Annotated in this window: 18 protein-coding genes; 6 read left to right on the top strand and 12 right to left on the bottom strand. The window is 43.9% G+C overall.

Features of this window, described 5'->3' with window-relative positions; all coding sequences use genetic code 11:
* Nucleotides 1-20: 20 nt before the first annotated feature.
* Nucleotides 21-755, bottom strand: coding sequence for a phenylalanine 4-monooxygenase (locus B3763_RS18805; protein WP_286748383.1), 735 nt, complete (start codon nucleotides 753-755; stop codon nucleotides 21-23).
* A 297-nt stretch (nucleotides 756-1,052) separates the two neighbouring features.
* Here B3763_RS18805 and B3763_RS18800 point away from each other — a divergent pair, with 297 nt between their 5' ends.
* Both B3763_RS18800 and B3763_RS18795 read left to right on the top strand, forming a co-directional pair.
* The gene (locus B3763_RS18800) at nucleotides 1,053-1,628 is read left to right on the top strand and encodes a hypothetical protein (RefSeq protein ID WP_189629713.1); all 576 of its coding nucleotides are present in this window, start codon (nucleotides 1,053-1,055) and stop codon (nucleotides 1,626-1,628) included.
* Between the two features lie 121 nt (nucleotides 1,629-1,749).
* Nucleotides 1,750-2,580: a DNA-3-methyladenine glycosylase family protein gene (locus B3763_RS18795; RefSeq protein WP_286748382.1), complete on the top strand. Its 831-nt coding sequence runs from the start codon at nucleotides 1,750-1,752 to the stop codon at nucleotides 2,578-2,580.
* 22 nt (nucleotides 2,581-2,602) lie between these two features.
* Here B3763_RS18795 and B3763_RS18790 read toward each other — a convergent pair whose 3' ends face one another.
* Both B3763_RS18790 and B3763_RS18785 read right to left on the bottom strand, forming a co-directional pair.
* Nucleotides 2,603-5,203: an ABC transporter permease gene (locus B3763_RS18790; protein WP_286748381.1), complete on the bottom strand. Its 2,601-nt coding sequence runs from the start codon at nucleotides 5,201-5,203 to the stop codon at nucleotides 2,603-2,605.
* Nucleotides 5,200-5,544 carry a PadR family transcriptional regulator gene (locus B3763_RS18785; protein WP_189629710.1) on the bottom strand — a complete coding sequence of 115 codons (345 nt, stop codon included), beginning with the start codon at nucleotides 5,542-5,544 and terminating at the stop codon, nucleotides 5,200-5,202. Before B3763_RS18785 ends, B3763_RS18790 begins: the two co-directional genes overlap by 4 nt.
* A 158-nt stretch (nucleotides 5,545-5,702) precedes the next feature.
* Between B3763_RS18785 and B3763_RS18780 the strand changes: the two genes are divergently transcribed.
* The 3 genes from B3763_RS18780 to B3763_RS18770 all read left to right on the top strand — a co-directional run bounded on the left by B3763_RS18780 (nucleotide 5,703) and on the right by B3763_RS18770 (nucleotide 9,059).
* Complete coding sequence (locus B3763_RS18780; RefSeq protein WP_286748380.1) at nucleotides 5,703-7,079, top strand: aldehyde dehydrogenase; 1,377 nt, start codon at nucleotides 5,703-5,705, stop codon at nucleotides 7,077-7,079.
* 10 nt (nucleotides 7,080-7,089) lie between these two features.
* Nucleotides 7,090-8,130 carry an MBL fold metallo-hydrolase gene (locus tag B3763_RS18775; protein WP_286748379.1) on the top strand — a complete coding sequence of 347 codons (1,041 nt, stop codon included), beginning with the start codon at nucleotides 7,090-7,092 and terminating at the stop codon, nucleotides 8,128-8,130.
* Nucleotides 8,131-8,354: 224 nt separating this feature from the next.
* Complete coding sequence (locus B3763_RS18770; RefSeq protein ID WP_286748378.1) at nucleotides 8,355-9,059, top strand: carboxypeptidase-like regulatory domain-containing protein; 705 nt, start codon at nucleotides 8,355-8,357, stop codon at nucleotides 9,057-9,059.
* Between the two features lie 75 nt (nucleotides 9,060-9,134).
* On the opposite strand, the gene B3763_RS18765 is transcribed toward B3763_RS18770, so the two are convergent.
* The gene (locus B3763_RS18765) at nucleotides 9,135-10,505 is read right to left on the bottom strand and encodes a M28 family peptidase (protein ID WP_286748377.1); all 1,371 of its coding nucleotides are present in this window, start codon (nucleotides 10,503-10,505) and stop codon (nucleotides 9,135-9,137) included.
* Nucleotides 10,506-10,947: 442 nt separating this feature from the next.
* Here B3763_RS18765 and B3763_RS18760 point away from each other — a divergent pair, with 442 nt between their 5' ends.
* Entirely contained in the window at nucleotides 10,948-11,532 is a 585-nt protein-coding gene (locus B3763_RS18760; RefSeq protein WP_286748376.1) for a hypothetical protein, read from the top strand.
* On the opposite strand, the gene B3763_RS18755 is transcribed toward B3763_RS18760, so the two are convergent.
* The 8 genes from B3763_RS18755 to B3763_RS18720 form a co-directional block, all read right to left on the bottom strand.
* Entirely contained in the window at nucleotides 11,519-12,391 is an 873-nt protein-coding gene (locus B3763_RS18755) for a nucleoside phosphorylase (protein ID WP_286748375.1), read from the bottom strand. The two genes, B3763_RS18760 and B3763_RS18755, sit on opposite strands and share 14 nt — an antisense overlap.
* Nucleotides 12,388-13,356, bottom strand: a complete 969-nt coding sequence (locus tag B3763_RS18750) for a rhodanese-related sulfurtransferase (protein ID WP_286748374.1) — start codon at nucleotides 13,354-13,356, stop codon at nucleotides 12,388-12,390. The genes B3763_RS18755 and B3763_RS18750 overlap by 4 nt, the downstream gene beginning before the upstream one ends.
* Nucleotides 13,357-13,447: 91 nt before the next feature.
* Nucleotides 13,448-14,080, bottom strand: a complete 633-nt coding sequence (locus B3763_RS18745) for an acetyltransferase (protein ID WP_189629702.1) — start codon at nucleotides 14,078-14,080, stop codon at nucleotides 13,448-13,450.
* A gap of 91 nt (nucleotides 14,081-14,171) precedes the next feature.
* Nucleotides 14,172-15,446 carry a DUF2851 family protein gene (locus tag B3763_RS18740; protein WP_286748373.1) on the bottom strand — a complete coding sequence of 425 codons (1,275 nt, stop codon included), beginning with the start codon at nucleotides 15,444-15,446 and terminating at the stop codon, nucleotides 14,172-14,174.
* Nucleotides 15,447-15,470: 24 nt separating this feature from the next.
* Nucleotides 15,471-16,286 (bottom strand): orotidine-5'-phosphate decarboxylase, encoded by an 816-nt coding sequence (gene pyrF / locus B3763_RS18735; protein WP_286748372.1) that lies wholly within the window; start codon nucleotides 16,284-16,286, stop codon nucleotides 15,471-15,473.
* Complete coding sequence (locus tag B3763_RS18730; protein ID WP_286748371.1) at nucleotides 16,286-16,924, bottom strand: LolA family protein; 639 nt, start codon at nucleotides 16,922-16,924, stop codon at nucleotides 16,286-16,288. The genes pyrF and B3763_RS18730 overlap by 1 nt, the downstream gene beginning before the upstream one ends.
* Nucleotides 16,925-16,945: 21 nt before the next feature.
* Nucleotides 16,946-19,483: an FtsK/SpoIIIE family DNA translocase gene (locus B3763_RS18725; RefSeq protein WP_286748370.1), complete on the bottom strand. Its 2,538-nt coding sequence runs from the start codon at nucleotides 19,481-19,483 to the stop codon at nucleotides 16,946-16,948.
* Nucleotides 19,484-19,544: 61 nt separating this feature from the next.
* A complete protein-coding gene (locus tag B3763_RS18720) occupies nucleotides 19,545-20,597 on the bottom strand; it encodes a quinone-dependent dihydroorotate dehydrogenase (protein ID WP_286748369.1) in 1,053 nt (350 codons plus the stop codon).
* Between the last annotated feature and the right edge of the window lie 8 nt (nucleotides 20,598-20,605).

Here is a 20,605-nt window from a genome sequence, read left to right as displayed (position 1 = left end):
ATTCTTGAAATCTTTTAAGCTTAGGATACAACCGGTCTTTCCTTCAATCGTTTTTCAATCTTCTCTTTTATTTCAGGAATCGACTCGTAAAGCTGCTCATAAGAATCGATAATGAAGTAGTTTTCCTGCATTCGGTCTTTTCTGTAACCCGTATCTAAAATATGATCTACATCGTAAGCAAAATGGTTAGGTTCATTAGACAAGGAATATTTGGTTTCTCCTGATGAAGACAAAATACCGGCTCCGTAGATACGCAGACCTTCCGTTTCTCTGATAAGTCCAAACTCAATCGTAAACCAGTAAATTCTAGAAAGCAAGTGAATAGCCCACTCGTCTTCAATCCACTCATGGCCAAATTGGCTGATGGCCTGAAGAAAATCTACAAAGGCTTGATTAGTGAGCAAAGGAATATGTGCAAACACGTCATGAAACATATCTGGCTCTTCCAGGTAGTCCAATTGGCTCATTTTTCTAACCCACGTTGTAGCCGGAAACTTTTTGTTCGACATTAGCTCGAAAAACAAACCGTCTTCCACTATTCCCGGAACGGCATAGATTTCCCAACCGGTAAGTTGCCGCAAAATTTTGTTGGTATCATCAAAATTGGGAATGGCATCGGCTGTAAAGTTTACCTTATCGAGGCCCAACAGAAACTCCTTAGTGGCCGCTTTGGGCAACTCAGGAAATTGCCTGTCGAACAGAATCTTCCATACTTTCTGGTCTTCTGCTGTGTAATTTTCGTAAATCTGTTTCATATGGTTTTCTAAGTTTTAAGCACAAAAAAAAAACCCGGCTCTTGCGGAACCGGGTTTATCTATTTTCAATGAGTTTAAATCAATCAAAACATAAAACTACCGTTCCGCGCTGGCGTAGCATGGTAATAGTGGTAGTAATATGCGTTTGCGAATAACATGGCTACAAAAGTAGCTTATCCATTTTTAGGCGCAAGTTATTTCTCACTTTTTACATCAAAACATACATAAATAGGACAGCTGGTTGACTTTTGAACCCGCTATAAAAAAGTTCGCTATCTTAGTAACTACAAACTACTCATGAAAAATTACGCCTTTATACTGCTAGTAATCAGCATATTAGGATGCAACCAAAGTATAGACATTGACCCGGACACAGGCTTTGAAGTGTTTACCATTCCTGAAGGGTCTCACAGTTCTATTTTCCGAAACGAACCTTTTTCAGGCAATGGCATATCGGTAACAGCTCTTTTCGATGAAAGCGCCCGATACACTTTAGAAGTTGCTTCCGATCAGGCCGACATTAATAAACTGGTAGGGTTTTCGGATTGTGGTCAGGATCATCAGAGCGAAAGCGCCCGCATTGGTTGGCGCTGGTTTAATGACGAGCTGCAAATACTCGCCTATACTTACCGGGAAGGGCAACTTAGCTTTGAAATGATGGGTACGGCAAAAATTAATGAGTCCCTAAGCCTCCGAATAAAGATTGCTACCGACCATTATGAGTATTCTGGAGATGGAATGAATACCATTCGCATGCCGCGCACCGACAACTGTGAAAGTGGTGAGAACTATTGGCTATGGCCTTATTTTGGAGGAAATCAGCCAGCCCCACACGACATTACCATTCGGCTAACCCGAGAAGTCATCGATTAATTTTCAAACTCTTTCATTTGTCTTCACATATGGTGACCATATTTTTCTAAGTTGAATTGTGAAAACTCAACTGAGCCTTGCTTGCTCCCCTCCATTCGATTTTAATAAGTGCTTAAACGCCTTGTACAGAAGCACAGATGAAATACTTTATCAGGTTATTGATGGTTCGGTGTTTCGGCTAATTAAACTGGAAAATGAGTACATACCTGTAGCTCTGACTGGCAGGGGCAATGAAATCATCATCGAAACTCCTCAAAGCCTCACTCCCCACCAAACAGAACAACTAAAGCAGTACGTAGGCCGATGGTTCGATGTAGACAGAGACCTGAAACCTTTTTACGCACTAGTGGAAAGCCACCCAAAACTAGCCCATCTGAGCAGTCAACTGCATGGCTTGCGCATAATGGGCATACCCGATTTGTTCGAAGCCTTATGCTGGAGCATTATAGGGCAACAAATCAACCTCTCTTTTGCACATAAACTCAAACGAAGATTGGTTGAGCTTTATGGCGAAAAGTTAACATGGAAGGAAATGGACCTTTACCACTTCCCTAGCCCCGAAAAAATATTGACCATAGATGAGGAATACCTCCACAACCATCAGCAATTTTCGCGAAGCAAACTGAAGTACCTAAAAAACGTGGCTCAAGCTTTTGTTTCGGGCAACATTAGCCATCAACGTTTGCTGACTTTACCCGATTTTGAGAGCCAACAAGCGCTGCTTACTTCAGTAAAGGGTATTGGCGTTTGGTCGGCCAACTATGTCTTAATGAAGTCGTTTGGTGCCCCTAAAGCCATTCCTTTTGGTGACACTGGCCTTACACAGGCGCTCTTTAACCTGGGGCTTATCGATGACCGGAAAAACGAAGACGCTATTAGAGCCTTTTTTAAAACCATGCCCGGTTGGGAGGCGTATACGGTTTTTTACCTGTGGAACAGTCTTTCATCCTAATGCCAGAACAAAAGTTTATGGGCTACTCGGTTCTCAAAGTTTCTGCCGGATTCATATTTCTCACTCTTCTTATCTGAAGATTGAAAGTAAAAAGGGTGGCTGAAAGCAGAATAAAAACCGCTACTGCCAGAGGTCCCACTCCTATGCCGGGAGCATAGGCATATACATTATCTACCAACGCACCCACCAGCAATACCGCCAAAGGACAACCAACCAATATCGCAAGCAGAAGCACAAAACGGAATTTTAAAACAATGGCTTTAGCCAAGTTGAATGAAGAAGCGCCCAGCACCTTTCGAATACCATAGTCCTTAATCTGACTGGATATGTTGATGCTCACCAAGCCATAGAGCCCCATGGCAGCCAGCAAAATGGCTATACTGGCCGTAAAGATCATAATGTTTCCTATTCCTCGGGTTTCGTCATAGAACCCTTCAAACATCAATTCCTGAACGCCTACATACACAGACTTCTCTTCTACCATAGCCTGTAGTTTTTCTTCCAATCGACCTCGGTGTTCAAAGATGTTGCCCTCTCTCATTTCAACAAGGTAGGAAGTGTATAGATTAGCCGGAATTGCGCGCATTGCAGCGCCCCTAATCTCCATTCCGGGATTCCAATAATGGTAGTCTTCCACAACACCAATTATGGAATATTCAACCGAATCCTGAACCACCGTTGTACCATCCGGATCGAAAGTGAGCTGCAGGTCTTCTAAAAATGATTGATTAACAATGAGCGTCTTCCGAAAATCGCTCTCCAGGTTCTCATCGAACAGCCTGCCTTCAACCAACTTAAGCCCTAGTACTTCCGGATAATTACGACCTACTTCAAACAGTTCGGCATAGGTTTTTACCTCACCGTTTTTAAACTGAACACCATTCAGAGACTGCCCAATATTAGATCGTGTACCTGCTATTACTTCCACACTTGGGTCGGCCAATAACACATCTCGGAAATCATCTCTGTAATCACTTTCCGGAATACCAATTACCAACTTGTTGTGCTGGTCGTAACCCCATTCTATGGACTCATTGACTTGGTTGGCATACACAAACATAACGGCCGCAACAATGGTGACCATTGCCAAAATCATCTGGAAAGTAAGAAAAACACTACTGAGAATGCGCCTTCCTCCTCTTTGAGTAGCCTTCCTCAAAATAGAAATGGGCTTATATGACGAAGCCACAACGGCAGGATAAAGACCTGAAGCCAGGCTTATGAACAACAACAAAGCAGCAAGGAACATTAAAAAGTTCTGGTGCGACAGCAAATTGAGCTGAAAACTAACACCTGCTATTTCATTGAAACTAGGTAAAAACAACCCTTGGGCCAGCAAAAGTCCCACGAACATGGAGAGCAAGCACAGCAACAGGTTTTCGCAAAGAAACTGAATGATAAGTTGTCTTCTGGGGCTACCCACAACCTTTCTTACCCCTATCTCTTTTAGCCTCTTCATTATCATGGCCAGTGAAATATTGACGTAGTTGAGCGTAGAGAGCAGCAACATAAATACAGCAATGGCAGAAAGAGTAAGAATAGGAGCTTTGTTGGGTGCGGAACCAATACTATTACTCATTTCGTAGGCATTGTTGGCCATAGTAGTTATTGGCTCTAACTCAAAATTACTATATGCCCCATCTTCATTGTCTTTGTTGTAAATAGGCAAAAGCTTGTCCATAGACTCCAACAATAACTCTGGTTGGATACCCGCCTGCCGCAGAATAAAGAAATTAGTACTCCAGTCATCCTGCCCTAGTTTAGACAAGTGTTGCTCAAAGTGCTGGTAGTTGACCAGAATACCCAACTGAAGGCTTCCGTTGTGGGGTTTATCTTTGTATACAGCCCCCACCGAAAACACCTTCCACTCTTCTCCAATTTTCAGCTCTATGGACTGATCCAGAGCCGACTGCTCCCCAAAAAGCCGGATGGCCGTACTCTCATCAATCACTACTTGATCGGCCGAATTGAGCGTTTTGGGATTTCCGGCCTGAAGCTCAAAAGTAAACATCTCTAAATAGGCCGGATCTACGAAGTGGGTAAGATTATAAGTGATGTGTTTATTCACCCGTGCTTCTAACTGCAGACGGTTGTAGCGGGTAGAAGCCTTTATGCCAGGAACCGATTCAAGAATCTCTCTTGTCAATTCATTGTTGGTAGCTCCGTTTCTACCCTTATTAGATTCTAGTTCCTCCCAGTGTGTAACCAGAAAGAGATCTTCCTTATTCTTATGAAAATTATCCTTTACATAGCTGAATTCCACAAACTTAAAAGCCACAATGGAACAGCCCACAGCAATGGAAAGACCGATAATATTAATAGCACTAGGCATTCGCTGCTTCCACAGGTTCCGGACACCTATTTTAAAGTAGTTCTTAAACATTCCGATTTGATTTAGTTTTTGACCTTGTTTTCTTGTTCGTCTGATGTTAGACCAGCGGAATAGTCGGATTACATCCCAGATAAATGACCATTTTGCATGAGAATAGCCCTTTTCTTCCACCCGCCAATAGAAGAGTTCGTGTACATCGCCTTGCAACTGCTCAAGTAAATCGGGATTGCAAAAGAGGCCGAGAAACCAATCGGCCCAACGTGGCGGACTGTGCTTGAACCGTTTACTCATGCAAAAAATGAATAGGCAAAATCGGTAGGCAGTTGTTTATAGAGCTGGTCTCTCTGATGTTTTACTTCATCGAGCATTGCTTTACCTGCCGCTGTAAGGTGGTAATAGCGTTTTCGCCTCCCACCGCGTTCTTCGGTGGCTCCCCCCATATCTGAATAAAGCCAACCTTTATCTTCCAGCCTATTAAGCACGGCATGTATAGCACTAATATTCAGCTCTCTACCCGTCTGTTCCTTCATTTCTTTCAAAACCGAAACAGCGTAGGCTTCATCGCGCAAAATACCCACCAAAAGCAGTATAAGCTCTTCCAGTTCTCCGATGTAATTTCCTTTTCCTTTCATTATAAAACATCTACAAACATAGAACAAATATATTATCTCTATACTTGTAGAACAAATATTCGTGCGAATATAATAGCCCGAGATTTTGACCGAATCCCAAGGCACAGAACCATGCCTACCTATATTTTGCTAAATTTCAGGGCAACCACTACCGGCCAATGAATACAGGAGCAAATACCATAAGCAGAATAGTAGAACAGCAAAGAGTTTATTTCGCCAGCGGCCACACGCGCAGCGTAGAATCGAGACTTGCAAAACTCCGATTGCTCAGAACCACCATTCTAAAGCACGAACCCGATATTCTCGCAGCGCTGCACAAAGACCTTAGCAAATCCTCGCAAGAAGGCCTTATTACAGAAATTGGACTGGTTATTAAGGAAATAGACTATCATATCAAACACCTGCGCAAATGGAGCAAGGCCAGGCGTGTAAGCACCCCTATCTATCTACTCCCCTCTTCCAGCTACACTCGCTACGAACCCATGGGGGTTGTTTTAATCATCGCTCCCTGGAATTATCCTTTTCAGCTCTTAATGACCCCACTTGTTGGTGCCGTTTCTGCCGGCAACTGTGTGGTGCTTAAACCTTCTGAATTCTGTGTGCACACCAACAAGGTTATGAATACTATTACAGACGAGGTATTCGCAAAAGACCATGTAGCAATGGTACATGGTGGCAAAGAGACTAATCAGGCTTTGTTGGCCCAGAAATTCGACAAAATATTTTTTACAGGAAGCTCAAGGCTCGGAAAAATCGTAATGCAGGCTGCCGCCAATACTCTAACCCCTGTAGTGCTTGAGTTGGGCGGAAAAAGTCCCTGCGTAGTAGACCATTCGGCCAAAGTAAATCTTGCGGCAAAACGTATTGCCTGGGGCAAAACAGTCAATCTGGGTCAGACTTGTATTGCTCCTGACTACCTGCTCGTGCATGAGAGCATTAAAGACGAGTTGGTTGAAGGTATCAAGTATCACTGGAAAAGCTTTTTTGGTGAACAACCGGAAGAAAGCAACTACCTGGCCCGTATGATTACCCCTGAAGCCTTCGATCGTGTAGCCAATTACCTCAATCAGGGGAAAGTTCTGTATGGAGGAAATGTAAATAGGGAAAGCAAATTCATCAGCCCTACACTTTTAGAGGTTGCAGAGGCTGATGCTCCCGTAATGCAGGAAGAAATTTTTGGCCCAATACTTCCTGTAATTACTTATAGTCAGATTCAGGAAGCGATTGACTTTATTAACTCGCGAGACAAACCTTTGGCCGCTTACTACTTTGGCGATTCGGCAACCAACAAGCAATTACTTCGCGAGACCACTTCAGGCGGTGCCTGCCTAAACGACACACTCATTCATATATCTAACCACTCTCTACCTTTTGGAGGTGTTGGAATAAGCGGAATGGGGCACTACCACGGAAAACACAGTTATGAAACTTTTTCCCATGTACGCTCCTTTATGAAGTCACCTACATGGATAGATTTACCTTTCCGATACCCTCCGTTTCGCTATTTTCGATGGGTGAGGAAACTCTTGACTTAAGTTGCCATATATGTTGAAACAATTTGGAGGCCGGTTGACCACCGAACTGAAAAATCAGTACGCCCAATCGAACCATTGGCTCAATGGCCGATTTCAAAACCTTGAAGAAACCAGTATGAATATTGACTGGCGTACGTTGCCGGTAATCCTTTACAAACAATTTTTTAAAACCAAAGGCAGAGTACCGAAACAGCCTCTCCCTATACCGCCATTCAATAGAGAGATGTTTTTTGCTGAACCTTCAAAAGCACAAATGGTGTGGTATGGTCATTCGGCTATTCTGATGCGCATTATGGGTAAGACTATCCTGATTGACCCAATGCTGGGGGCTGATGCTTCGCCCATTGCGCCATTCAAAACCAAACGCTTTTCAACAGACACCCTCAAACTGGTCGATGATTTTCCGACCATAGACCTGATGCTACTTAGCCATGATCACTATGACCACTTGGATCTGGCAACCCTGCAAAAGCTTAAACCTAAAATCAGGCAATATTATGTAGCTCTGGGCTGTGCAAGACATCTGAAACACTGGGGCATTTCTGAGTCGAACATCAAAGAATTCGATTGGTGGCAACATTCGGTTTTTGAGGGTATTGAAATAACCTTTACTCCTTCGCGGCATTTTTCCGGCCGAGGCCTTACCGATCGTTCCCAGTCGCTCTGGGGTGGTTGGGCTATTAAAACGCCTCATGAAAACATATACTTTAGTGGTGATGGCGGTTATGGAAAGCATTTCAAACAGGTAGGAGATCGTCTTGGTCCCTTCGATTTTGGGTTTATGGAATGCGGCCAATACAACGAAAACTGGCATCAAATACACATGTTTCCGCAAGAAGCGGTGCTAGCGGCAAAGGAGGCAAAGGTTTCTAAAGCCATGCCCGTACACTGGGGTGCTTTTGCCTTGGCACAACACAGCTGGACCGAACCTGCCGAGCAGTTTGTGGCCGCAGGCCGCAAAGACAACCTAATGGTAACCGCACCACCTCCGGGGCAAATTTTCGGTGTAACAGACACCCATGATGATGCCTGGTGGGCCGATCACGTATAAATCAACACACTGACTATCAATATCTTTTGACTCGCTGCTCATATTTTAATAAATTAAGAGGGTTACTTATTTAGATCACATAAACTAAATAGCTCACTTAAGCTACAAGCTGTGCCTTCACAGCACTTTGTAAAAGCCATTTGTGAAGACACAATTAGTGGCAAAGTGTCAAAACATACGTCATGCGGACTTATGTAAGCAACCCTAACTCTATAAATTAAAACATGCAGAAGATAGCTCTATCCATTTGTCTGTTGGTATTGACGGTTATGCTCAGCCTGGCTCAAGAAGGTCAAGTAAGCGGTAAGGTCTTCGCTTTTAAGGACACCCCTGTTGCCAACATTAAAGTCACCGCCAAGAAGTCTAAAAAAACTACCACCACAAATATGAGAGGTGAATTCAGTTTAGAATGCAAAGCAGACGATAAGCTGGTTTTTGAAGGCTCAGGATTTAAAAAACTGGTGAAGCGGGTTACTACCGGAGAACAGCTTAATATAAAAATGCTCTTTCTGGAAGGTGAACGAAATGCCGAAGTGGCTATTGGTTCGGGACATCTTACCCGAGAGTCACTGACTTACGCCACCAGTAATTTTTTGGAATACAACAATGACTACCACACTTATCCCGACATTTTCACGCTGATCGCTGGTAAATTCCCGGGCGTACGTATTGAAAACGTATTGGGTGAGAAACGCATAATCATCAGAGACATTCAGTACTTCAGCAACGATGGCAACAACACCGCCCTATATCTGGTAGACGGGCAAATATGGCAAGACATTTCGGTGCTACGACCCGAAGAAATTAAGGCCATAAATGTGATGAAAGATGGAGCTCCCATGGGCTTTAGAGGCGCCAATGGAGTAGTACTCATTACCACAGTAGATGAATACGGTAAGGTTAAATTTCCTGAAAGAGATAACGATTAAAGGTTCCACTCCAGAATAAAAAAAGTCTCCACCGATTAGCTAACCCGTGGAGATTTTACGAACCAGGGCAGGTTGTTACCTTCTTCTAATCTGCTGATAAGGGAATACAACCGTAGACTCATTGCCATCTTTACCCACGGCAGCCACTCCAAAGTAATAGTTGTCTATAACAATACCTTCCAGCGTATGTTCATTGACACCTGTTACATACACAAAATTATCCCATGTTGGGGAAGTGGTCAGTCTCCAGTAAATCTTATATCCGGCTACATCCGAATCGTCCGATGCCTTCCATTGTAAAGTGGTAGAAGGCTGCACTGCACCTCCAATTCTTACTTCTTCAGGGGCGGGAGGCGCCCAGGCCAGACCAGCGAGAGAGATGGCATTTACCGCAGTGAGCTTGGCCGCATAGTCAAAATTCACTCCTTCGATTACATCTCCGTATTTAATTCCGTTTTCTTCACGAATGTTCTGGTGTTGTCGGTTGTAGTTTTCGTGTGCCTCCATAATTCTTACACCGGCATAGCCCAAATCATTGAATGGTCTATGATGACCTCCTCGTCCGAACCTGTCCAACCGATATATCATCATTGGATTCATCTCGGGCATATAGGTCAATACCTGCTTGTGTATGTACCTTGCCAATTGCCTGGAGTTACCATCCACTTCTCCCCCTGTAAATCTGCGAGAGGCACGTTCACGGTCTGTTTCGTTGGCGGGTGTTGGCTCAGAAAATATTCTGAAACTTCGGTTATCAATTACCCCATCCACTCCTTCAATGTTGCCAATCATATCGTTATTAAGCACACCGATTATATTCCAGCCTTTTTCCTGGGCATAGCGAGCCAACCCTGCCCCTCCAAACAATCCTTGTTCTTCACCGGAAAGCCCCACAAAGGCAATACTGTTTTTAAACTTGTTCTTAGAGAGCACCCGCGCAGCCTCAAGGGTGCCGGCCATGCCTGATGCATTATCGTTCGCTCCGGGAGCATCTACTTCATAATCCATAGTATTAGACGCTCTGGAGTCGATATCGCCCGACATCATTACGTAGTTGTTTGGATTGTCTGTTCCTCGTAAAACCGCTACCACATTTACTATGTAGGCATCTTTCGGTACTCTGTTTCCCATTTCGGTAGTCACCAGGTCTTTTTGATAAAACACTTCTAAACATCCTCCACAGGCTTGTGATATTTTTTCGAATTCGGCTTTTATCCATCGCCTGGCCGCTCCAATACCACGGGTATCGGAAACCGTATCGGAAAAGGTATTCCGCGTACCAAAACCCGCCAGTTTTCGAATATCTGCTTCAATTCGATCGGCTGACACAGATGAGATTATGTCATAAATTCGGGTATCAATGGCCGGAGGGGCCTGTTGAGCCTTTAGCGGAGTCATTAGCAAGGCCATACCCAGTGCACATACAAAGGTTAGTAGTTTTTTCATATCCATTTGATTCTCAGGAAGGTCAAAATAAGAAAGAATTCAACCGCCAAAAACGGATAAATGACCAATGGAAAAATTTCTTTAAAAAATGAATCCAACCGGTAGGGGTTTTGCGTTGTATGAGTGTGTTAGAGATGAGACTTTTCTAAGACAAAAGAATAATTTCTGACGACTGTAACAAATTTGGTACAATCATTGTCTTAAAACAGGGAGATCACAAATAAAATGAAAACAAAAACTATTTTACTCACAGCTGCTGTAATTGCCACCGGTCTTGGTATTTATAGTCTTGCGGGCAAGAAAATTGCGTTGCCAAAGAAAAAGGGCACTAGTAAATAAATCTTACACCAAAAGAGTTAAATACTGTTAAGTAGTTAGGCCTCGGGTTTTCCGAGGCTTTTTAGTTTGTAGAGTTTGGTATTTTTGCGGAACATTGTTTCTCATGAAAAAGCTTCTATTCATCTCCTTTTATCTCTGCGTGTTTGGGCTTTCACAAGGAAATGCACAGCAAACCACTGACCCCCGAAGACATATCGATTCGGCCGTCTATTTTATGGACCTTGGCCAGTATAGTAAAGCGGATGATCTCTTTATGACGGCTTTGGAAAAAATTGATGTGCTCTCAGCCGATTTCTGTTTTTTCTTTGGTAAAAACTCTTTCTACCTGAATAAATATGCCCAAAGCATTGATTGGCTCAATAAGTATTTAGAGTTGAAGGGGAGCCGAGGCCAGTACTCTCGCGAAACACTCGATTTGCTGGAAAAGGCCGAAGAGGCTTTTAGAAACAACCGAAGCACGGGGAGTGTGGCCGATGTTAACGCCAAGTTTTTCTATCTGAACACTATTAATTGTGACGAGAAAGATCACATTGTCTGCCCGGTTTGTAAGGGAGATGATGTAATAACCCGAAGAGACCAATTCGGTGAAATACTCTACAAAACCTGCCCCTATTCTACCAATGGTGTACTCACCTGTGTGGAATTCAATCTACTCATTCAGGGTAATTTAAAACCTAAAAAGAACTGAGCTTATCCAGCGTAAGCTCAATAAGCTTCTGAGTAGTTTTTTCTGCCTGAGCAGAAAAGGTACCCTGGGCTCTATTGGCTATAAGGGCATTCAGACTAATCATTTCATGACCCAGCAATTGTGCCATGGCGTAGTAGCCTGCTGTTTCCATTTCAAAATTGGTAAACCTTCCCCAAGGGGTATCGGTTTTAGCCAGAGTTTCTAAAAAGCCGGGAAGCTTAGGTCGCAATCTTATTTCGCGCCCCTGAGGTGCATAAAAACCGGGCGCAGTTACTGTAACGCCCGTATACATTGTACTTTTAAACAAATCGAAAAGCACCTCCGAACCCTCAGCTATGTAAGGTTTAAAAGGAAGTTCCAGCACTCTCTGAATCTTATTTTCCGTGATTTGTTGCTCTTCACTTGTGCTTCGCTCATAGAAACTCATGAGGCTATCCAATCCCAGTGCCGCTCTGGAAACCAAAAGGGTATCTAATGGAATATCAGGCTGCATACAGCCTGATGTTCCAACCCTCACAATTTTTAACTGACGCAGTTCTTTTCTGACCGTTCGAGTTTGAAAGTCTACATTCACCAGAGCATCCAACTCCGTCATGAGCAGCTCAACGTTGTCTGTGCCCATGCCGGAACTTATCACCGACACTCGCTTTCCACCCAGAAACCCTGTATGAGTAACCAGTTCACGGTTGTTGATCTGTAAGTCTATTTTATCAAAATAGCGACTCACTTTAGGCACTCGTTCCGGATCGCCCACAACCACTATGGTATCTGCCACCATATCAGGTTCCAGGTTCAAATGATATATCCTACCATTTGGGTTGAGAATGAGCTCAGATTCTGGAATTCTGCGTGATGTCATCGAACAATTTTTGCGGGCTCTCTCTTAACCCCTTTCAAAGGGTTATAGTGGTTGGTATTTTTTTGGTAATAACCGGTGCCATCGTATGGTCTTCTGGTCGGGTTCTTTCGGCACTCCTCAGAGCAACACCCGTCCATTAGCCACCCTGCTTCTTCCGACATGGGTATGTGCGCGTTGCACTCCGGATTGGCACAGTTCACCATTCGATCGGTAGGTTTTCCGGTAATATGGCATCGCGAAACGATGGTCGGGTTGACCTTGTTTACATCGGCCGTAATGCGATTATCAAATACATAGCACTTGCCTTCAAAGTCTTTACCCTCGGCTTCCAGCCCATATTTTATTATACCTCCATGCAGTTGATACACGTTTTCAAACCCTTGTTCTAAAAGGTATGCACTTGCCTTTTCGCATTTAATACCTCCCGTACAGTAGGTTACAATCTTTTTACCCTTTAAGTGTTCCAGCTCTTTCACTTTTTGAGGAAAGTCGCGAAAGTTCTCAATATCGAGTGTAAGAGCATTTTTAAATCGACCTACATTGTGTTCGTAATTGCTTCGTACGTCTAGGATAACGGTATCTTCCGGTTGCTCCTCAAGAATTTTTTTAAACTCAATGGGTTCTACATAAGCCCCGGTTCTTTCTCTGGGGTTAATATGCCGAAGACTGGAGTGTACTATTTCAGGTTTTACGCGTACATGCAATTTGGCAAAAGCCATTTGGTCGTGCGCTTCCACTTTAAATTCTGTATCGGCAAAGCGCGGATCTGACTTTACATAATCCATGTAGCGCTCACAATCTTCCTTTAACCCCGATACCGTTCCGTTCAGGCCTTCAGGAGATATAATGATTCTTCCTCTAAGGTTGTTTTCAATACAAAAGAGGTGATGTTCTTCTCTGTACGCTTCATAATCCTCGATTTGAGCGTAGCAGTAATACAATAATATTGAATACTTCTTTTCCATATGTTCTGCCCTATTGCTTGTAGGGTGAATTTCTAGTTCAAAATTTTATACTCCACGTTTCAAGTCGACTATGAACTTGAACCTTTGAACACTAAACTGCTTTGGCCGGATTTCCAAATACCGTTAGGCCTTCTTCCACATTGGCCACTACTACCGAACCGGCCCCTATTCGGGCGTTTTTACCTATTTTAATACCCGGTACTATGGTTGCTCCCGAACCAATAAATACGTTTTCGCCTATCTCGGCCTCGCTACCAATAACTGAGCCGGCTCCCACCTGCACCAAATCGCCCAATTTGGCGCTATAATCGATAGTGGCATTGGTATGAATAATGCAATGGTCGCCAATACGGGCATTGGCACCAATTACCACTCCACTATTGATGAACTCTCCATGGCCTACATGAGCCGAGGGAGCAATTTCTGTATTGCTATGAATGGCGTTTACGGGCATCATTTTTCGCCTTGTCTTAATAAGCTCTACCAGCCCTTTTCGCAAAGGCCGATCGTCTACGGCAATAAATGCCTCACACTTTTTACCGATCAACTTTAAAAAGCCATCGTCTTCGGTATGCCCCAAAATGGCCAGCTCTCCAATGGTTTGACCATGCAGCTCCTCCTTGTCGTCCAGAAAGCCATAAACGATGATATCGTTGCTCTCAAATATCTCTACTGCTGCTCTTCCCAGTTCGCTGGCACCAAAAATTATAACAGGATTTTCCATAGCTTTTATTTGCGGGCTGCAAAGTTAGGGCTTTTCATGGCAAAAAGTAAGTTATGGCAAAAGCTTCTTGAGCTACTGAGGCTCAGCACCTTTAAGACCGAATGAGTTCTACTCCAATTTTACACTTGAGGCAATTGTTGTGCTTACAATACTCGTTGTACAACTCAATTAAACCCTGAGTGTCGAAGCCCGAGTTGACATTCCACCCCAATTCATACCAACTACGAATAATATGGTTGTTTTCTACCGGCAAACTCATGAGCACATTCATGGCTTGCTCCAACATATCGGTTTCGTCTTTGTATTCGGAATAGGCTACCAACAACGGAGCTACTGTATTAATCATGAGATTGGAGATGGCAGACTTGGAGAGACGATCGTTGCCTTGCTTGTTTTCAACCCCAAAGTTGAAGTGCTGCTGCCAATATGTACTTTGCTGTACCTGCAAGCGTTTTTGTAGTTCTCGGGTATTGGAAAAGTCTGTGAATAGGGAAAAGAGACTATGGTTTTTATGTACAAGTGCCGCCCATTGGGCTATTCGTACGGTTGGAAAGTTGGTTGGCCGAACCCCCGAGAAATGCCATTGGTTGAAACTTAACTGCGAATTGATAGCGTATTTTCTCTCCAAAAAGGTATACTCTCGCTTTAGCTCATAGGCATAGGATGAGGTGTGACGGGTATTGAGTAACCCGCTGGCCCCAAAAAGCAATGCCTCCCACTGCTTCAAGTCGCTGTGCTTGCGCAATACACGCAACGGAACAGTCTGTGCCAGAGCCAGCATACTTTGAGCATTGGTTTTGAAACCAAAGCCCTGTGCAAGCCACTCATAGACTGATTGCTCCCAGTCTTGCTTATTCCTAACAAGTAACTCCTTAAAAAGTGCTCCTTTGCGTTGCAGCCGTTGAATCAGGGCAGCTTCCAGCATGGCTAGCTTGGTAACTGAGCGCACCTTTGGAAAAAGTTCGGCACAGGCAATTGGGTTATTGCTTTCAATAATTTGCTGATATCGGTTGAGTAAGCCGGGCTTTATAAGGCCCTTAAGTTCTACCGTAGGAATGGGTTTACCTTCGTTGTCACAAACCTGATAGTCGTTGAAGTAAACCAGATGCAGTACCACATTGCTGTAGTTCGGGTCGCCTTGATGCTTATGAGCTTTCCAGTCGGAGGATTTGATGTGAATTTCGACTGAGCCAGCCCATTGAATTCCGTTCACATCGACCAATGCCTCCTTAAAGTCAGGACCAGCTAATTGATTTACCACTCCGGGTTTTATAACAGCAACCGGTTCACCGGAGGTTGTCCTAAGTGCTTTGGAGTTAAAATACTGATGTTGCCAAACGAAGTGTAGAAAGTCTTCTTTGATCATCGGTGTGTGCTTACACCGATGAATCTAGCAATATTTTTCCAAATAGTTAGCCATTTCTTGCTGAAGCTCACGGGCTTTGCTACCTGCTACAAATGCAAACGACTCGCTCCCATCGGCATAAATAATGCCCCGAGAAGAGTTGACAAGAAGCCCACACTGGCTATTAAGACCGTACCTTGAAACCTCAGACAAGCTCCCGCCTTGCGCTCCTACCCCGGGCACGAGCAAAAAATGATTAGGAACAATCTGGCGAATATTGGTAAGGGCCTCCGCTTTGGTAGCCCCAACTACATACATGAGTTCTTCGTCTGAGCCCCAATCCTGGCTTTTCTTTAACACTCGCTCATAGAGTTGATCACCTTCTGTAAGGGCAAGATTTTGGAAGTCTTTACCCCCTGCATTAGAAGTAAGAGCCAATAGAATGACCCATTTTTCAGGAAAGTCCAGAAAAGGTTTTACTGAGTCTTCTCCCATGTATGGAGCAACAGTAATGGCGTCACAATTCATTTGCTCAAAAAATGCACGGGCATACATTTTGGAAGTGTTACCAATATCTCCACGCTTGGCATCGGCAATTATAAACACATCATCGGGCAAATAGGCTATGGTTTTCATAAGGCTTTCCCAACCTTTGAGTCCATGCGCTTCATAAAAGGCTATATTGGGCTTATATGCCACAGCATAGTCTATGGTTGCATCTATAATCTGCTTATTAAACTCAAAAAGCGGATCGTCCGCTTTTCGTAGGTGTTCCGGAATTTTATGAATGTCGCTATCAAGACCCACGCACAAATAAGATGCCTTGGCTCTGATTTGATCAAACAGTTGTTTTTTGTTCATTAATTACGAAGGTCTTCTTTGTATTGAACCGGGTTCTTTTCTTCGTCAAACTCGAAAAATCCCTGTGGAAAGGTTTTGTTGGGCGTAAACTTTGAGACTTCAAAAGCAGTCTTGGCTCCGTCATAATCAATGAGATCCCACGCCTTTAGGTAAGAGTCTTTCTGACCGATATACATGATCACATTGGTAAAGTCAGATTCCTTATCGGTAGAAATTAGCTCTATAACATGAACAAGCTCACCATTTATAGAGTCTTGCCTTTTATAATTGAAGCTAAAGCCCTGCTTATAAATGTCGTACACATTGGAGGGGTTAATGACGGCTTCCTCCGGCTCAAAATTACTAATGGTCAATTCCTGAGACTCTACAAGATAGGTCCATAGCACAGTGCCATTGCAATAGATATGCTGATCTTGAAACTTTATACGAAACTTCTCTTTCGATACCGAAGCCTCACCGGTTAACCGGGCCACAACTTCCGATTCGTTAAGAATTTTTTGCACGAACCCTATTTCAAAGCCTGGCATGGCTTTATAGACCGAACTCATTTTGTCTAAAATGGCTTTCGGATCCTGATTTTGCCCCACAGCTGCCAAGGAGGCAACCATCCAAATCATCACAATTAATACTCTTTTCATTCTTTTATCAATTTCTCGAAATCAGTTATTGCCCAGGTTGTTCAATAACTGTTCCAAACTGTATTCATCGGGAATTAAAACCTCTCTGGCTTTACTTCCTTCAAACGGGCCAACAATTCCGGCTGCCTCCAACTGATCAATCAGTCGGCCAGCCCTGTTGTATCCCAATTTGAGCTTACGCTGTATCAAGCTGGTACTTCCTTGCTGGTGTGCGACAATAAGGCGGGCAGCTTCATCGAACAGAGCATCTCTTTCCGACAGGTCTACATCGGCTCTTCCTCCACCTTCATCTTCGCCCACAAACTCGGGCAGCAGATAGGCTGAGTCATAACCTCTTTGAGAACCAATGAATTCACAAATTTCGTCTACTTCGGGCGTATCTACAAATGCACACTGCAATCTTATAATATCGGAACCCATAGACAGTAGCATATCTCCCTGCCCAATGAGCTGATCGGCCCCTCCAGCGTCCAAAATAGTTCGTGAATCCACTTTAGAGGTTACTCTGAACGAGAGACGTGCGGGGAAGTTGGCCTTGATAATACCGGTAATTACATTGACAGACGGTCGTTGTGTGGCCACTACCAGGTGTATACCAATGGCTCTTGCCAACTGTGCCAGCCTAGCTATGGGGGTTTCCACCTCTTTACCGGCTGTCATCATCAAGTCGGCCAACTCATCGATAACCAACACAATATAAGGCAGGAAGCGATGTCCTTTTTCGGGGTTGAGCTTTCGGTCTACAAACTTCTTGTTGTACTCCTTAATGTTTCGGCAAGCCGCATCTTTTAGCAGATCATAGCGCTGATCCATCTCTATACACAGGGAGTTTAGTGTGTAGATTACTTTTTTGGTGTCGGTAATAATGGGTTCTTCATTGTCGGGCAACTTGGCCAGATAGTGCCGCTCAATCTTATTGAAGAGCGTAAGTTCCACCTTTTTAGGGTCTACCAACACAAATTTGAGCTGAGACGGATGCTTTTTGTACAGCAGGGAAGTAAGTATAACGTTTAGCCCCACGGACTTTCCCTGACCTGTAGCTCCGGCCATTAGCAGGTGGGGCATTTTGGCCAGGTCGGTTACAAATATTTCGTTGGTAATGGTTTTGCCCAGCGCAATAGGCAACGCCATATCGGAATTCATGAACTTATCGGTTGAAATAACCGAGCGCATGGAGACCATTTCTTTGTTTTTATTGGGCACTTCTATACCAATGGTGCCTTTTCCCGGAATTGGGGCAATAATACGAATACCCAATGCACTTAGGCTCAAGGCAATATCGTCTTCCAGGTTTTTGATCTTCGAAATTTTAACCCCTGCTTCCGGCACTATTTCATATAGGGTCACGGTAGGGCCAATGGTTGCTTTAATACTGGCTATGCCAATTTTAAAGTTGGTAAGCGTTTCTACAATTTTGTCTTTATTCTGTTGAAGCTCGTCTTTGGTTACCTGTATTTTACCCGTTGAATATTCATTTAGTAGGTCTACATTCGGAAACTGGAATTTAGGTAAGTCCAGTGTTGGGTCGTAGTGTCCTGCCTTTTCCACCAACTTTTCTGAGGCTTCTTTTATTTCTACCTCAAAAGCGGGCTCTTTGTCCTGACTCTTGGGCTGTGGGGTGTTTACCGGAGCAATCTCCAATTCTAGCTCATCGGTCTTCTCTTCCACTTGAGGCTTTGGTGTATTTTGGGCCGGAGTAGTAGAAAGGTTTATGGTTGGAGCCGATTCTTCCTTTTCCGGTTCCGAGTCTGCTTCGTCTTCGTCTTTTACGGTTACCACCCAGTTTTCGAGTGCTTCTTCAGGCTCTTCTTCCATATCTTCTTGAGCTTCTTCTTCCTCACTTTCCGGTTCTGTTACTGTGCTTTTGCTTTCTGGCATTGAGTTGTCTTTCTCAACAGGCCCTACTGCAGCTTTTTTCAGGCTCAACACCTCGGTAATGTTAAAGAAGAAGATAACATACACCAATAGAGTAAAGGCCAGAAAGAGAATGGTACCATAGCCTAAAAGACCATCGAAGAATAACGAAAGCTCGTATCCCATACCCCCGGAGTAGAAACTCCACTCCGAAACAGAATCGTCTGACCGGATCATTGATCCCATAAGCAGGCTTATCCATACTAAGAAGAACAGGGTTGTAACCAAAGCCCGTGAAATTTTCATGAGTTCTTTGCCCCACACAATCTTATACCCCAGAATGAACAGGAAGGGAGGAATAAGGAACGCCCCAATTCCGAACCACGAGAAGATGAGTTTATGGGCTGTGAGTGCCCCCAGAAGCTTCATCCAGTTGGCTGCCTCTTGCCCCAAAGATTTTACAGATTCTCCTTTATCGAAAAAGGCTTCTACAACACTCTGATCGGCCTTACCCGTAAACAAATAGCTGAAACAAGAGAGGAAAATGAATACCGAAGCCAACAACAGAAAGAACCCGAGAGAGAGCTGAAACCTTCTATCCTTTAAAAAGGGGATTTTAAGATTTAGCGATAGCTTCTTTTTAGCCTTAGCCTGTTTTCCCTGGTTACTCTTAAATGTATTGGACTTGTAGGTATTTTGGGCCATTGAAAAATTTTAAACCAGTTTGTACGAAGTTAAAATGAATTTTGGAAACCGCACATTGGCACTAGCCTCTATCGTGCGCTTTTTTCCAACGAAGAATTCCTTTGTTAATTTTCTTCACCATTGCCGGGCCTTCGTAAATAAACCCTGTGTATACCTGAACGAGCGTTGCGCCTGCCTCCAACTTCTCAATGGCATCGCGGGCAGTAGATATACCCCCTACCCCGATGATTGGAAAAGCTCCGGCCGATTTGGTGTGTAAGTAACGAATAACTTCGGTAGACTTTGACCTTACGGAAGCACCGCTTAAACCTCCGGCTCCTATTTGCTCAACTGTTTCTGCCGGAGTGCTTAGCCCCGTGCGGTCTATAGTAGTGTTTGTGGCTATAACACCATCAATGCCCGTTTCCTTTACAATATCAATAATATCGTCTAATTGTGAGGTAGTTAAATCGGGAGCAATCTTAAGCAAAATAGGTTGACTGGCCCCGGCTTGCCGCTTGCGATCTTGCAAGGTATTGAGCAGCGCAGTAAGAGGCTCCTTATCTTGTAGTTCTCTCAGGTTGGGAGTATTGGGCGAACTCACATTTACCACAAAGTAATCTACATAAGGCAGTAGGGCGTTGTAGCAATACACGTAATCTTCTACCGCCTCGTGGTTGGGGGTTACTTTGTTTTTGCCAATGTTTCCTCCAATTAGAACGCGGGTTTTCTTCTTTCTGAGCCGTTCAATCGCAGCCTCCACCCCTTCATTATTAAATCCCATACGATTGATAAGGCTTTTATCATCGGGCAGCCTAAACAACCTGGGTTTGGGGTTACCTTCCTGAGGTCTGGGGGTAAGAGTTCCTATTTCAATAAACCCAAATCCAAATGCCTCTAACTCGTTGAAAAGGCGCGCATCTTTATCGAAACCGGCTGCCAACCCCACAGGGTTTGGAAACTTGAGCCCCATGCACTCTACCTGTAGGTCAGGATGCTCGTATCGAAATAAAGCACGACACATAGCCTGAACACCCGGCCAGCTAAATGTTTTCTTTATCAGGTTGAATGTAGAATAGTGAGCCGGCTCTGGATTCTTGAGAAATAAAAACGGACGAATGAGAAACTTATACAAGGCTGAAG

The organism is Roseivirga sp. UBA1976 (assembly GCF_002336325.1).
GTDB lineage: Bacteria > Bacteroidota > Bacteroidia > Cytophagales > Cyclobacteriaceae > Roseivirga > Roseivirga thermotolerans.
Note: the sequence above shows the minus strand (reverse complement) of the source record. Positions and strands in the feature narration are given on the sequence as shown.